This window comes from Nocardiopsis metallicus (genome assembly GCF_014201115.1).
In the GTDB taxonomy this organism is placed as follows: domain Bacteria; phylum Actinomycetota; class Actinomycetes; order Streptosporangiales; family Streptosporangiaceae; genus Nocardiopsis; species Nocardiopsis metallicus.
This window is the reverse complement of the sequence record NZ_JACHDO010000001.1, coordinates 2,002,076-2,016,561: the sequence shown is the minus strand read 5'-3', so window position 1 is coordinate 2,016,561 and position 14,486 is coordinate 2,002,076. Positions and strand designations below refer to the sequence as shown.

The 14,486-nt window shown below is 72.6% G+C and carries 13 protein-coding genes; 9 read left to right on the top strand and 4 right to left on the bottom strand.

Features of this window, described 5'->3' with window-relative positions; all coding sequences use genetic code 11:
* Positions 1-315 precede the first annotated feature (315 nt).
* The 9 genes from eccD to HNR07_RS08575 all read left to right on the top strand — a co-directional run bounded on the left by eccD (position 316) and on the right by HNR07_RS08575 (position 10,572).
* Positions 316-1,662: a type VII secretion integral membrane protein EccD gene (gene eccD / locus HNR07_RS08615; protein ID WP_184364173.1), complete on the top strand. Its 1,347-nt coding sequence runs from the start codon at positions 316-318 to the stop codon at positions 1,660-1,662.
* 360 nt (positions 1,663-2,022) lie between these two features.
* A complete protein-coding gene (locus HNR07_RS08610) occupies positions 2,023-2,355 on the top strand; it encodes a hypothetical protein (RefSeq protein WP_184364171.1) in 333 nt (110 codons plus the stop codon).
* A gap of 70 nt (positions 2,356-2,425) precedes the next feature.
* The gene (locus tag HNR07_RS08605; protein WP_184364169.1) at positions 2,426-2,722 is read left to right on the top strand and encodes a hypothetical protein; all 297 of its coding nucleotides are present in this window, start codon (positions 2,426-2,428) and stop codon (positions 2,720-2,722) included.
* Complete coding sequence (locus HNR07_RS35865; protein WP_184364167.1) at positions 2,719-3,138, top strand: ABC transporter permease; 420 nt, start codon at positions 2,719-2,721, stop codon at positions 3,136-3,138. Before HNR07_RS08605 ends, HNR07_RS35865 begins: the two co-directional genes overlap by 4 nt.
* Positions 3,139-3,179: 41 nt before the next feature.
* Positions 3,180-4,184, top strand: a complete 1,005-nt coding sequence (locus tag HNR07_RS08595; protein ID WP_312893689.1) for an AAA family ATPase — start codon at positions 3,180-3,182, stop codon at positions 4,182-4,184.
* Positions 4,184-5,314 carry a DUF58 domain-containing protein gene (locus tag HNR07_RS08590; RefSeq protein WP_184364165.1) on the top strand — a complete coding sequence of 377 codons (1,131 nt, stop codon included), beginning with the start codon at positions 4,184-4,186 and terminating at the stop codon, positions 5,312-5,314. Before HNR07_RS08595 ends, HNR07_RS08590 begins: the two co-directional genes overlap by 1 nt.
* Positions 5,302-7,695, top strand: a complete 2,394-nt coding sequence (locus tag HNR07_RS35515; RefSeq protein WP_184364163.1) for a transglutaminase-like domain-containing protein — start codon at positions 5,302-5,304, stop codon at positions 7,693-7,695. The genes HNR07_RS08590 and HNR07_RS35515 overlap by 13 nt, the downstream gene beginning before the upstream one ends.
* Positions 7,692-9,578, top strand: a complete 1,887-nt coding sequence (locus HNR07_RS08580) for a protein kinase domain-containing protein (RefSeq protein ID WP_184364161.1) — start codon at positions 7,692-7,694, stop codon at positions 9,576-9,578. The genes HNR07_RS35515 and HNR07_RS08580 overlap by 4 nt, the downstream gene beginning before the upstream one ends.
* A gap of 283 nt (positions 9,579-9,861) precedes the next feature.
* Positions 9,862-10,572, top strand: a complete 711-nt coding sequence (locus HNR07_RS08575) for a DUF4352 domain-containing protein (RefSeq protein WP_246420191.1) — start codon at positions 9,862-9,864, stop codon at positions 10,570-10,572.
* Positions 10,573-10,641: 69 nt separating this feature from the next.
* Here HNR07_RS08575 and HNR07_RS08570 read toward each other — a convergent pair whose 3' ends face one another.
* The 4 genes from HNR07_RS08570 to HNR07_RS08555 all read right to left on the bottom strand — a co-directional run bounded on the left by HNR07_RS08570 (position 10,642) and on the right by HNR07_RS08555 (position 14,269).
* Positions 10,642-11,274, bottom strand: coding sequence for an MBL fold metallo-hydrolase (locus HNR07_RS08570; RefSeq protein WP_184364159.1), 633 nt, complete (start codon positions 11,272-11,274; stop codon positions 10,642-10,644).
* Complete coding sequence (locus HNR07_RS08565) at positions 11,271-12,356, bottom strand: S-(hydroxymethyl)mycothiol dehydrogenase (protein ID WP_184364157.1); 1,086 nt, start codon at positions 12,354-12,356, stop codon at positions 11,271-11,273. Before HNR07_RS08565 ends, HNR07_RS08570 begins: the two co-directional genes overlap by 4 nt.
* A gap of 105 nt (positions 12,357-12,461) precedes the next feature.
* Positions 12,462-13,352: a LysR family transcriptional regulator gene (locus HNR07_RS08560; RefSeq protein ID WP_312893688.1), complete on the bottom strand. Its 891-nt coding sequence runs from the start codon at positions 13,350-13,352 to the stop codon at positions 12,462-12,464.
* Positions 13,353-13,447: 95 nt separating this feature from the next.
* Entirely contained in the window at positions 13,448-14,269 is an 822-nt protein-coding gene (locus tag HNR07_RS08555) for an alpha/beta fold hydrolase (RefSeq protein ID WP_184364156.1), read from the bottom strand.
* Positions 14,270-14,486: the final 217 nt, after the last annotated feature.

The following is a 14,486-nucleotide window of genomic DNA, read 5'->3' as shown; positions in this document are numbered from 1 at the left end:
CGGCAGCTGCGGCGGCGTCGCGATGACCAGGGGCGACCGGCCGGGGTCGGGCACGGCGTTGCGCGCGGGCCGATGCACCAGCGTCGTTGTCACGGGCACCTCTCCTGTCCCGTGCGCCCGGAACGCCCCGAACGCACTCTTGCTACGGTGATGATCCCGCGCCCCGGCGGTGCCGGACAAGCGGCGCGCACGGGCCTGTGGACAACCGGACCACGGCCGGATGTGATCCTCGCGCGGGCACTTCGGTTCGCGTCCGTCCCCGGACGCTCGCGCGCCGCACAAGCAAGTACGGACGTCGAACGCGGGGAGCCCTGAGTGAGCGGATACTGCCGGGTCACGGTGACCGGTCCGGACCGGTGGGCCGACCTGGTCCTGCCGGGCACCGTGACGGTGGCGGCGCTGATGCCGCAGGTGGTGCGGGTGTGCTCCCCGGCCGACGACGGACTCCAGTCCGCGGCCTGGAACCTGGTCACGGTGGACGGCAAACCCGTCCCCCCAGGCGGGTCCCTGACCGACGCCGGGGTGCGCGACGGCGACGTCCTCCTGCTGGACCGGGTGACCGCCCCGGACCGCCCGGCCTTCGTGGACGACGTGCGCGGCACCGTGGAGGACCGCGTCGACGAACGGGCGTGGCTCTGGAAGCCCTCCACCACCTTCGGTTTCGGCCTGGTCCTGGCCGCGCTCGGACCGCTGCCGCTCATGGTCGGCATGACCCTGGTCCGCACCGCGCCGCTCGATCTCGCCGTCTGCCTCCTCGGGCTCCTGACCGCGCTCGGCGCCCTGTGGCTGGCTGGGAACCGCTCCCTGCCCGGGGTGGCCCACGCCGCCCAGATCGCCGCCTGCGGCTGGGGAGCCCTGACCGCGGTGCTCGCGGTCGCGGCGGTGAGCACCGCGGCGCCATCTCCGATCGTCACGGCGCTGTTCGCCTGCTTCGGTGCGCTGGCGGCCGCGACCGGGGGCTGGTCCCTGGCCCACTTCCTGCTGCCCTACCTGGCCGGGCTGGGCGTGCTCACCGTCTCCCTGGTGCTGCTGGTGGGCCTCGGGCTGTTCGCGGACGGCCCCATGGCCGTACGGTTCCTGGCGGTCCTGCTGGCCCTGGGTATCGGCGCGCTGCCCAGGATGGCGCTGGCCCTCGGCGGTCTGTCCGGCCTGGACTACGAGGTGCGCCAGGTCGGACAGACCGAGAACGCGAGGTTCGAGGAGAGCCTGGCCAACAGCGACCGGGTGCTGCTCGGCACCCTGCTGGGCGTGGTGGTCACCGCCGCGTTCGCCGTCTGCCTGCTGGCCTTCACCGGGGACGGCGGCCGCGACCTGGTCCTCGCGGCCCTGGTGTCGCTGGCGCTGCTGATGCGCTCACGCCTGTTCGACCGCGTCTCCCACGTGCTGCCGGTGCGTCTGGCAGGACTGGTGGGCCTGGGCGCGACCGGCGCGGCCGCGGCCCTGACCCACACCTGGGCGCTCGTCGCACTACCGGCCGTGGCCCTGGTGCTGTGCGCGGCCGTCGCCGCCCTGAGCGCGGTGCGCCTGACCGACGTACCCCGGGCCTCGCTCCGGCGCCTGCTCAACGGTGTGGAGATCGCGGTCGTGGCCGCCATGTGCGTGGCCGCCGTCTGGGCGCTGGGCGTGTACGAGGTGGTCACCACCATCCGCATCGGAGCCTGACCACAGCCCCCACGCGCTGCCCTGACCCACAGCCCGCGCCCGCGGCCCGGCCCTGGTCCCGGCACCCGCATCCGGCCGGAGGCCCCGGCGGAGCGTTCCGCGCACACCTGCGCATGGATGGCCGGTGACCTGTGGGACGCACGCGGAGCCCGTTTGGATCTGGGAATGTCCTGTTTCGGTCACATCCCCTGCCCAGGACCCCCTCGCGTTGACAGCCACCCCGGAACTTCATTACTTTCCGGTTCGGGTTGTTCGGTGATCGCGAACGAACCCCCCGGCCCCGGCCCGCACAGGGCGACCACGCCTCTGCGACCGGCGTAGCGCGGGGCAAGGGGAGGTCAACGGGGAGAGGACGGGCGGATGAGTCAGAACGTCGGCAGCGAGGAGAGCAATTCCCTGTCCCAGGGCGGTTCCCGCCTCGACGAGCAGAGCAGGGGCATCAACGACCGGATGCAGTCCCTGTTGGACGTGCTGGACCAGGACGGTCAGGCACTCCAGGGCAACGCGCTCCGCGCCTACCGCCAGGGGCAGGCCGAACTGGTCGCGGGGTTCAAGGCCCTGACCGACTGGTGCAACAAGTACGGCGTCAACCTCACCCTCGGCCAGGAGAAGATCAACGCGGCCGACGCCCAGAGTGAAGAGGACTTCGCCAAGGCCCAGACCGAGCTCACCTTCCTGAACCGGTCGATCTGACCGGGAACGGGACTCTGACCGGGACCCGCACCGGGTCCGGCACGGAACAGCACCGAGGGGAGAGCACGCCGTGAGCGTGAGCAAGTACGAGGTCGGCGCGGACATCGACCAGCTCGAGCAGCTGAGCACCGACCAGCGCCAGTACCTGGGCTACTTCCAGGCGATCATGCAGGAGATCGACGCCCAGACCAAGGACACCGTCGCCAAGTTCGAGGGCGGCGACGAGGCCTTCCAGGCCAGGGCCGCCGAGTTCAACAACGCCTTCGAGATGACCAATCGCGGGTTCTCGAGGATGATCGACGCCGTCGACGGGACCGTGGACGGCTACCGCGAGACCAAGAGTTACCTGAACAACCTCTTCGAGTGAGCCAGCCGTACGGCGCCTACGGCGCCACCGGGCAACCCCCGACCCGGCATCCCCCGCCCGCGGGCCGGGGGGAGCGACCCGAAGGGCCCCCGCCCACCCCGCTTCCGGAAGCCTTCCAGAGCACACCCCACACCGAGCGCTACGTCCTGCAGGCCGACGCACTGCGGCGCAGGCAACTGCGCGCGGCCATCCTGTACGGGTCCAGCCGTTACTGGCGCAGACGCCACCACGTGTGGCCGTCGGTCGTGGTCGGCCTGATCGCCGCCGCGGTGCTCGCCGCGGGCATCGTGGTCGCCAACGCCTTCCAGGTCCAGCAGGAACTCAACGAACAGCGCCAACAGGAGCAGACCCAGGACCCGTCGACCCCGCTCATCCCCCAGGAGCGGACCACCGCCGGGCCGGGCGGCCCGCCCTGAACCGCCCTGTCCCGCCTCCTCCACCACCCGAAGGAAACGCCGTGAACCTGCACGCTCCCTCAGCTCCGCTCTCCACGGACGAGGCCGCGGTCCATGCGGACGCCTTCGACTCCATGGTCGCCTCCGTCGGGTCCGCGCTCCTGGGCAAGACCGAGGTGGTGCGCCTCGCCCTCGTCGCCCTGCTCTCCCAGGGCCACCTCCTGCTGGAGGACGTTCCCGGCACCGGCAAGACCACCCTGGCCCGCGCCATCGCCGCCAGCGTGCACGGGGTCTGGCGGCGCGTGCAGTTCACGCCCGACCTGCTGCCCTCCGACGTCACCGGCGTGACCGTCTTCAACCAGGGCACCCGTGAGTTCGAGTTCCATCCGGGGCCGGTCTTCGCCAACGTCGTCGTCGCCGACGAGATCAACCGGGCCTCGCCCAAGACCCAGTCGGCCCTGCTCGAGGTCATGGAGGAGGGCGCGGTCACCGTGGACGGCGTCCGCCACGCGGTCCCCGAACCCTTCCAGGTGGTCGCCACCCAGAACCCCGTGGAGATGTCGGGTACCTACCGGCTCCCCGAAGCCCAGCTCGACCGGTTCCTGATGCGCCTGACCGTGGGCTACGCCGACCCCGCAGCGGAACTCGCCATCATCCGCGGCGACCGCCTCACCACACCGGACAGCCTGCCCGCGTTCACCGACGCCGCCCGGATGGAACAGGTCCGCCTGGCCGCCCGCCGGGTCCGCGTCGACGAGGCCGTCTACGAGTACGTCCTGCGCGTGGCCCGCGCCACCCGCGAGCACTCCGCGCTCAGCGTGGGCCTGTCCACCCGCGCGACCGTCGCCATGGCCCACACGGCCCGCATCCGCGCCCTGGTCTCCGGCCGCCCCTACGCCACGCCCGAGGACGTCAAGACCCTGGCCCAGCCGCTGTGGGCGCACCGGCTGGTGCTCTCCCCGGAGGCCTCCGTCGGCGGCCGCACCGGTACCGACGTGCTCGCCGAGGTCCTCGAGGCGACCCCGGCCCCCCAGCCGGGCCACCCGGGGGCGACGGCGACCCGCTGATGCCGACCACACGAGGGTGGCTGGTGGCGGCCGCGGGGGCGCTGCTGCTCGTCGGGGGAACCCTCTCCCAGTACCAGGAACTCGCCCTGCTCGGGGCCCTGGCCGTCCTGGCGGTGGCCACGGCCGCCCTGGCCGTGGGCCGCCCCGCCGCGGTCACGGTGACCCGGTCCCTGCCGATGGGCACGCGCTCCAGCCCCGGCCGGTCTGTTCGCGTGCACATGAGCGCCCGCAACACCGGTCGCCGCACCCTGCGGATCAGCGAACGGGTGGTAGGCCCCGACGGCGGGCACGACGTCACCCTGCCCGCCCTGCCCGGGAACGGCACCGGGGGATCGGACTACTGGCTCCAGTCCCACCGGCGCGGACTCCTCGAACTCGGCCCGCTGAGCGCGGGCCGCTCCGACCCCCTCGGCCTGGCCCGGAGCGTACGCGTCCACGGCGCTACCGACCAGGTGTGGATCCACCCGTCCTGGCAGTACCTGAAGGCCATCCCGGTCGGCAACGTCGCCGACCCCGACGGCGAGGTGGACGGCGCCCGGGCGGGCACCCTCACCTTCCACACGCTGCGCGACTACGCCCCCGGCGACGATCTGCGCCACGTGCACTGGCGCAGCTCGGCCCGGCTGGACCGGCTCGTGGTGCGCGAGTACGTCGACACCTCCCAGACCCGGGTGTGCGTCCTGGTCGACGACCGCCCCACCGAGGACGGCGCGGCCCGGCTGGACGAGGTCGCGGGGGCGGCCGCCTCCCTGCTCGCCACCGGCGTGCGGGCCTCACTCCACTGCGAACTCCGGCTGGTCAGCGGACGCGGCCGGGACAGCAGCGCGGGCCTGCCCTCCCTGCTGGATCTGCTCGCCGAGGCCGAACCCACTCCCGGCGCGGACCTGGCCGACGCACTCCACCTGGCCCGCACCCACAGCCAGGGCGACACCGCCATCCTGGTCAGCGGGGGCCTGGACGCCACCGACCTGCGCCTGTTCGGCCAGCTCGGCGATCGCTACTCCGGGCTGTTCGCGGCCGCCATCGGCCAGCGCGAGACCCCGCCTGCACCCGACCCCGTCACACTCATCCAAGCGGGCGACGCCGCCTCGTTCGCGGACCGCTGGAACGAGGCGCCATGGCCACGGTGACGGCCCCGGCTCAGAACCGGGGCGGAACCACACCGGGCGGTACCGGCCCCGGCTCCGCGCCCGCGGCCACCGCCCGGCGCCCCGGCGGTACGCCCCGTCCGTCCATCGGCGCGCTCCCGGCCTGGGCCGGGCTGGTCCTGGCCACCGCCGCGGGCGGCGCGGCCCTGGCCGACTCCTACAGTTCACCGGTGACCGTGCTGGCGGTCCTCGTGACGTGCGCGCTCACGTCCGTGGCGGCCACACTGTTCCTGCGCTCGCGGTTCGGCCCGCTCCGCACGGTCCTGACCGGGATCCCCCTTCCGCTCACCGCGGTTTTGGTGAGCGCCGTGTGGATCCCCGGGCAGGGGTACGGCGCGGGCGGACCGACCGGGGTGCTGCGCGGAGCGGGTGAAGCGCTGCTGCACTCGGGCGCGCGCATCCTCACCACCACCGCACCCACCCCCCTCACCGCCGACACCCTCACCCTGCCCCTCCTGGCCACCTGGCTCGCCGGTACGGCCGCCGCCCTGGCCTGGCACGCCGACCGCCGGGCGCTCGCCCTGCTGCCCGGACTGCTGCTGCTCGTGGGCGCCGTGGTCCTCAACGGGCCGGTCACCCCGCCCGGGTTCGGCTCGATCGGCCTGCTCGGTGTGGCCGCGGTCCTGGTGATGTCCGTGGGCTCGCGCAGCGGGGACCAGGGGGCGGCGGCGCAGGGTTCACCAGCGCAGGGTTCGACAGCGCGCGGTTCGACGGGATCGTCCGCTCTGGTCATCCAGGTGGACGCCCCACCCCAGGCCCCCTCCCGATTCCGCGACGCCGCGGTCACCGGGGCCATCTGTGCGCTCACCGCCACCACCGCCGTGCTCGGCGGCCCCCATCTGCTCGCCGGATGGGCCGCCGAACCCGCGGACCCGCGCGCCGTCCTCACCCCGCCGATGGACCCCCACGACGCCCGCAACCCCCTCGGCTACCTGCCCGGGTGGGCAGCCGAACCCGACCGGCACCTGCTCACGGTGGCGGCCGACCGGCCGGTCGGCCTGCGCTGGGTCGCCCTCGCCGACTTCACCGGCACCACCTGGCTGCCCGAGAGCGGTTACCGCAACGCCGGCCAGATCCTGCCCGAACCCGTGCCCCCGCCGCCCGGGGCCGAGCTCGTGAGCGCGCACGTCACCGTCGGCGAGGAACTCCCGGGCAGTTGGGCGCCGGTGGTCGGGGCGCCCCGGGAGGTGGGGCTGGACCCCCTCGGCTACGACGCCCTCACCGGCACCGTCGTCACCCTGGACGGCGACGTGGCCGGGCGCAGCTACGAGACGGTCGGCGAGGTAGCCGACTGGAGCGGGGTCGACCCCGCACGCTCGGCGCCGCCCGTGGGGGACGTCTACGACCTCTACCGGGACCTGCCGCCCGGGGCCCCGCCCATCATCAACGAGGTCGTCACCGAGATCGCCGCCGAAGGCGACTACTACGACCGGGCCCGCGCCCTCGCCGACTACCTGCGCGAATCCCACACCTTCGACCCGACCACCCCCGGCGGCCACGGGTACGCGCACATCGACGCGCTGCTGGCCGCCCCCGGCGGCCGGGGAGGCGGCGGCACCTCGGAACAGTTCGCCAGCGCCTTCACCATGCTGGCCCGCGCCGCCGGTCTGCCCAGCCGGGTGGCGGTCGGCTTCGCCCCCGGAACGGAGCGGACCGAGGGCGAGTACGAGGTGACCACCGGCGACGCCTACGCCTGGGGCGAGGTGTACTTCGACGGCCTGGGCTGGGTGCCCTTCCACGTCACCCCCGGGGGTCAGGACGACACCGCCGCCGGGCAGAGCCCCGCGGACGAGAACGACTCCGAAGACCCCGAAACCGAGGAACTGGAGAGCTCCTCCGCCGCCGAGGCCGCAGAGGGGACGGCCACGGAACGCGCGGACTCCGACCACGGTGCGTGGATCTGGGCCGGGGCCGCCTCCGGCGGTACCTTCGCCCTGATCCTGCTGGTCCCCGCACTCAGGCTCACCCGCCGCGCGCTGCGGCTGGGGTCCGGTGACCCGACCGAGCGCGTCCTGGGCGCCTGGCGTGAAATGCGCGAGGCCCTGCGGCTGGGCTCGGCGGTCCTGAGCGCCGGGGACACCGTCACCGACACCGTGGCCGTCGCCCGCTCCCTGGCTCCGCCCCCGACGCTCGACGCCGGGCTCGACCGGCTGGCGGCGGCCGTCAACGGGGCGGGTTTCGGCGGCGGATCGGGTATCGACGCCGGGGCCGCGGACGAGGCGGGGCGGGTCGTACGCGCCCACCAGCGGATCCTGCGCAGAGGACGGCCCCGGCTCGCACGACTCATCTGGTGGTTCGATCCCCGCCCCCTGTTCTGGAGGGACGGCCCGAGAACCGGCCGTCAACGGAGAGGACGCCGATGAGCGGCGCTGAGCAGCACAGCAGACTGGCCTTGGGCTTCCACTCCACGGAGGTCCTGTACCGGGGAGCGGACTCGACCGTCTACCGGGCCCTGCGCGACGGGGACGACCACCCGGTCGCGCTCAAGGTCATGCGGGACGGCTCCGGCAGCCGGGAGGCCGACCGGCTGGTCGAGCTGTCCGGGACCCCGGGCCTGGTCACAGCGATCGGCGGCGGACGCACCTCATCCGGGCGGGCGTTCGTCGCCATGGACCTGCACCCGGCAGGGGACTACGCCTCCGTCCTCGCGGACCGGGGACCGCTACCACTGGCCGAGGCCCTCGCAGTGGGCCGGTCCGTGGCCGGCGCCCTGGCCGCCCTGCACGGCCGGGGCCTGCTGCACCACCGGATCGAACCTGGCAACATCCTGAGCGCCCCCGGCGGCGGTGTCCTGACCGACGTCGGCGGGGTACTGCCCGCGGACCAGCGAACCGAACCGGTCGGCCTCGACCCTGTGGCGGTCGCCTACGCCTCGCCCGAGGCACTGAGCGGACAGCACCCCCTCACCCCCGCCTCCGACGTCTACCGGCTCGGGGCGGTGCTGTGGACCCTGCTCGCCGGGCACCCGCCCTTCGCCGAGGGGCCGGGTTCGACGGGGGACCCGTTCACCTACCGGGAACGCGCCTTGGCCGGGGAGCTGCCGCGCCTTCCCCGGTCCGACCTGTCCGCACCGCTGCGCGCGGTGCTCGAACGGGCCCTGTCCCGGGACCCGGCCCAACGGCAGAGCGCCGCCGACCTCGCCAGGGAGCTGGGCGGTCCGGATCCGGGTGGTCCGGATCCGGGTGGTCCGGATCTGGATGGCCGGGATTCGGGCGGGCGGGAACCGGGTCCCGGACTCCCCGAAGCGGCTGATCCGAATGCCGTCGTCACGGCCGCGGTCGAACCGACCTCGCACGGGGGACCGGGCACCTCCCCGGACTCGTCCCCGTCCTCGGCCCCGGAACCGGTGGCCTCAGACGGAGACCAACCGGCCGAGCCCGGCGAGGGGCGGGACGCTCACGGCGGCCCACCGGCCAGGTCCGACAACGACCCCGCCCGCTTTCTGGCCGACCACCCGGAAATCGCCTGGGCGTCCCTGCCCGGGTGGGCCGGGGGCGCCTCAGCCGAATCCCCGGCCGGTACACCGGGCCAAGGCACGGCAACGGCCGTCCCGGGCCAGGACCAGGCCGCCCCGGACACTGCGCTCGTTCCGGGGCAGGCATCCCCCGGGTACCACTGGGACCAGAGCCAGGCACCGCCCCAGCCACCGGTACCGCCCCAGCCACCGGCGCCGCCCGAACCTCCGGCGTCACCCGGGCCCGTTACCCGGCCGCCGGGACAACCCGGGCGCCGCCCCCTGTTCATCGGTGTGACCGTCGCCGCCATCGCTTTCGTGGCCGTCGTCCTCGGCCTGGTCGCCGTCCTTCGGCCGGGCGTCGGCGGAGACCTTCTGGCCCAGGCCAGGACAGCCGAACCCGTCCCGGACGCCTCCGACACCCCGGCGGCCTCCGGTACTCCCGACGCCCCCGCCGCCCAGCCGGGCGGAAGCGGCGAGAACGAGGCCCCTCCGGCTCCCGCACTCCAGGTGGAGGAGGCGGCCCCCACCGACCTCGGCCTGGAGGACTCCGGACACACCGTGCTGGTGACCTGGACCGACAACACCGAACCAGCCGCGAACCACCAGGTGATCGGCGGCCCGGCCGGTCAGACACCGGGCAACCTCGCCGACGCCGAGCCCGGTTCCGGGCAGGCCAGGGTCAGCGGCCTGGAACCGGACCAGGAGTACTGCTTCGTCGTCGCCGTGCTCAGCGTGGAGGAGATCGCCCCGTCGGAACAGGTGTGCACCGACCGCTCGGCCACCGTCTGACCCGGCCGGTGGCCGACAACGGTCGGCCATTCCGGGTATGAACCGAGCGTTCCCTCGCGGAGCAAACTTTTCAGGTGTCCGCTTCCGGTCATTTGTCGAGTTGTTTTTCGGGAATGTGTTCAAAGGTTGCCTGCGTCCCGCATTCGGGCCATTGATTGGCGGTTTCATCGACCTTTTCAGGAAAAACGATTTCCATTCGTTTTCCTCTTTTTTTCGGGTTTGTGCGTGACTCTGGAAGCAGGGGGTGAAGCTCCCCCCGGGTGCGGCTTCGGGAGGGCGCGCGATGAGCAGCGGCATGCAGGACGGTCCGGAACGGCACGGCCCCTACCAGGGTGGGCAGCCTCAGGAGAATCCCCAACAGTTTCAGCAGCCCCCGTATGGTCAGCCCCCGTACGGCCAGCAGCAGTACCTTCCGCCCCAGTACGGGCCGCCGCCGGTGGCCGCACCTCGAAAGCGGAGGAAGTGGCCGTGGATTCTGTTGGCGGTGTTCGTCCTCATCGTGGGCATGTTCGCGTGCACCGCCGGAGGCGGACAGGAGGCCGAAACCACTTCGGGCGCCGGGGAGAATACGACCGGAGCGGAAACTGAGGAGGCCGACGAGGAAAGCGGGGACTTCGCCATGGGTGAGGCCGCCCAGTTGGGCGACTGGGTGGTCACCGTGCACGGAACGGAGACCGCCGCGACCTACGGCGAGGAGTTCTTCGAGGAGCAGGCGCAGGGGGAGTTCGTCATCGTCGACATGACGGTGGAGAACGGTGGCAGCGAGTCCACCACCTTCGACGACTCCGCGCTCTCGCTGATCGACGCCGATGGCAACAGCCACTCCGCCGGCGTCGTCCTGGGCGCCGACTCGTTCTTCCTGCAACAGATCAATCCCGGCAACCAGGCCTCCGGTGAAGCCGTGTTCGACGTGCCCGAGGGCACCGAGCCGGTGGCTCTGGAGGTGGACGACGTCTGGAGCTTCGACGACCCGATCCGGATCCAGCTCGACTGACCACGGGAAACGAGCGGAGCGGGGGTCAGTGCCAACCCCCGCCCCGCTCCATGCGCGTACGTGGAGCGGCTACTGCCCCCGGTACAGCCACTCCTGCAGGTGCGGGGCCTCCGCGCCGATGGTCGTGGAGTCGCCGTGCCCGGTGTTGACCACCGTCTCCTCCGGCAGTGACAGCAGCCTGCGGCGGATCGATTCCACGATGGTCGGGAAGTCCGAGTAGGAACGCCCCGTCGCACCCGGACCGCCCTGGAACAGGGTGTCGCCGCTGAACAGCACACCCAGATCCGGCGCGTACAGGCAGACCGCGCCCGGTGCGTGGCCCGGGGTGTGCAGCACCGTCAGCTCCGTCCCGCCGACCTTCAGGGACTGGCCGTCGGCCAGCTCACCGTCCGGGGCCCGGTCCGGATGGGTCATGTCCCACAGCACCCGGTCCTCGGGGTGCAGCAGGATCGGCGCGCCGGTCGCCTCGGCCACCGCCGGGGCGGCGTTGACGTGGTCGTTGTGCCCGTGCGTGCACAGCACCGCCACCACTCGGCGACCGTCCACCGCCTCGACGATCGCGGCGGGGTCGTGCGGGGCGTCGATCACCACGACCTCGTCATCGTCACCCACCAGCCAGACGTTGTTGTCCACCTCCCAGGAACCTCCGTCCAGGGTGAAGACCCCGGACGTGGTCAGGTGTTCCACACGCGTGTCACTCACAGCCGCACCACCGATCGCAGTACCTCGCCCCGCTCCATTCGAGCGAAGGCCTCCTCGATGTCACCGAGCCCGATCTCCTCGGAGACGAAACCGTCCAGGTCCAGCCTGCCCTGGGTATAGAGGTCGATGAGCATGGGGAAGTCGCGCGAGGGCAGGCAGTCGCCGTACCAGCTCGACTTCAGCGCCCCGCCCCGGCCGAACACGTCCAGCAGCGGCAACTCCAACCGCATCTGAGGGGTGGGCACGCCCACCAGCACCACGGTCCCCGCCAGGTCACGGGCGTAGAACGCCTGCTCATACGTTTGCGGCAGACCGACGGCGTCGATCACCACGTCCGCGCCGAACCCGTCGGTGAGCGCACGGATCGCCTCGACCGGGTCGGTTCGGGAGGCGTTGACCGTGTGGGTGGCGCCGAAGCCGCGCGCCCACTCCAGCTTGCGGTCCTCCAGGTCCACGGCGATGATCTTGCCAGCCCCGGCCAGGCGGGACCCGGCCACGGCCGCGCTGCCCACCCCGCCGCAGCCGATCACCGCCACGGAGTCACCACGGCCCACCCCGCCGGTGTTGATGGCGGAGCCGATCCCGGCCATGATCCCGCAGCCGAGGAGCCCCGCGGCGGCGGCCGAAGCGGTCGGGTCGACCTTGGTGCACTGGCCCGCGGCGACCAGCGTCTTCTCGGCGAACGCGCCGATGCCCAGGGCGGGGGAGAGTTCGGTGCCGTCCTCCAGGGTCATGCTCTGCTCGGCGTTGTGCGTGTCGAAGCAGTACTGGGGCCGCCCCCGGCGACAGGCCCGGCACTGCCCGCACACCGCCCGCCAGTTCAGGATCACGTAGTCCCCGGGTTCGATCTGGGTGACCCCGGCGCCGACGGACTCCACCACACCGGCGGCCTCGTGGCCGAGCAGGAAGGGGTACTCGTCGTTGATCCCGCCTTCGCGGTAGTGCAGGTCGGTGTGGCAGACCCCGCACGCCTGGACCTGGACGACCGCCTCCCCCGGCCCGGGGTCGGGGACGACGATGGCGGTCAGTTCGACCGGTGCGCCCTTCGCACGTGAGATCACACCCTGGACCGTTTGAGACATGAGAGCACTTCCTGAACCTCGGGGCAGGCGGCACCGGAGGGCACCGTCTCCGTTCACCCTGCCCCACCCTCCGTGCACGTGTCCAACATGTGGAACGTCTGGGATTCAGAAGTGGGAGTCATCAATCGGATGGTTCTCTCCGAGCAGCTTCACGAAGGCCCGCGTGGCGGCGGACGGACGCGCGGCCCCGGGCAGGGCCAGGGCCACCCGCCACCGCGTCGGCCCGGGAACCGCGACGCTTCTGAGCCCCTCAGCCTGGGGCTTTCGGGTCACCGGCCGGGGGACCACCGCGACTCCCATACCGCGACCTACCAGGTCCAGCAGCGTGTACACGTCGTTGACCTGGAGGGCGACGCGCCTGGCGATCCCGAAGTCCGCGAACGCCCGGTCCGCGCAGTCGCGGGCGCCCCACCCCGGATGCAGGTCGACGTACTCCTCCTCGCCCAGGGCCGAGGGGATCGCCCCCTCGGGCACGAGGCGGTCGGCGGCGGTCAGCAGCATGAGCGGTTCCTCGGTGATCCGCAACAGCCGTACGTCCCCGCCCGCGTCGAGAGGACCGGCCACCAGCGCGGCGTCGATCCTGCCCGTGCCCACGAGTTCGAGTAGCTGCCCGGTGGCGGCCTGCTGGAGGTTGATCGCCACGTTGGGGTGGCGCTCCCGGTACTCGTGCAGCAGGGGTGCGGCCTCCACCACGCCCATACACTGCTCGGTGCCCAGGGACAGGGCGCCGCGCACTCCGTGGTCGTCGGTGGCCAGTTCCCGCAGCCGCTCGGTCGCGGCCAGGATGCGCTGGGCCTCGGCCAGGAGCACGTGCCCGGTGGGGGTCGGATAGACCCGGCGGGTGGTGCGCAGCAGCAGTTGCGCGTCCAGGTCGCGTTCCAGGGCACGGATCGACGCGGACAGGCCGGACTGGGTGATGCCGAGGTATTCAGCGGCCCGGGTGAAGTGCTCCTCCTCACAGACCGCCACGAAGTGCCTCAGATGTCGTAGCTCCACGTCGCGCAGCCTAGCCGTACGGGGGTGCTCCGGCGTTCGCCCGTGCGGGCCCGCACCCGGCCCGGCTGCCCTTCGCTCCGAGCCCAGAACGGGGTTTATCCCCTGAGGAAGTCCGTCAGGGCCGCGGTCAACTGAGCGGGGGCGTCCAGCTGGACGAGGTGGCCCGCGCCCTCGATGGGGCAGGTGACCAGGCCGGGGATCATCGCGGCCAACTCACGGGTGCGTTCCGGGGGGATCCACGCGTCCTGCTCGCCCCAGGCCAGCAGCACCGGCAGGTCCAACCCCGGGTACAGGCCCTGGATCTCGTCGGTGTGCGCCTGGTCGGCCTGCTCGATCTGGCGGTAGAAAGCCGCCTGGCCCTCCGCCCCGGTCCACGGCTCCACCAACCGGTCCACAACCCCCGGCCCCAGCCCGGGCGCGCTGGCCGAGCCCACGTACTCGGCCACCAGGGCCCGGTGCAGCGCGGGCGGCAGCTGCTCGAAGACCTCGGTGTGCTCGCCCACCAACCGGAAGAACGGCGAACCCCACGGGGCCAGGGCCACCGGCGAGACCAGTGCCAACCGCGAGTAGGCGGTCCGGTGCAACAGGTGCGCGCGCAGTGCCACCGCACCGCCGAAGTCGTGTGCGACAACCCTCGGGCTCTCCAAGCCCCAGTGCCCGAGCAGCTCGGCGAACACCTCCCCCTGCGCGGCCAGGGACACCCGCTGCCCCGAACGCATCTCCGAGGTCCCGTAGCCGGGCATGTCCCAGAAGTACACCCGGTACCGGAGCGCCAGCGCTGCGGCCACGTCCCGCCACACGTACGACGAGAACGGGGTGCCGTGCAGCAGGACCACGGGCTCTCCGGAGCCGACGGCGCCCCAGCGCACCGCCCCGGCAGTCGACGTGAACACCTCGGTCGGCTCCTGTACGCCCATGTCCGTCCCCTTCGTCTGCGCCCCGCGGTCCCGCTTCGAGGCCGCAGCCGAGGCGATTCTAGCCGCGGGGTCCGACAGAGCCTGGACATCCCACGAGTTTATTGACCACGGGGCACAGCCGGTTTCCGCCCCTCTCACATCCGTGATCTTGCTACCAGGAGCGAAATGGGCGCCCATTTCGCTCCTGGTAGCAAGATCACGGGGAATGATGGGGGTT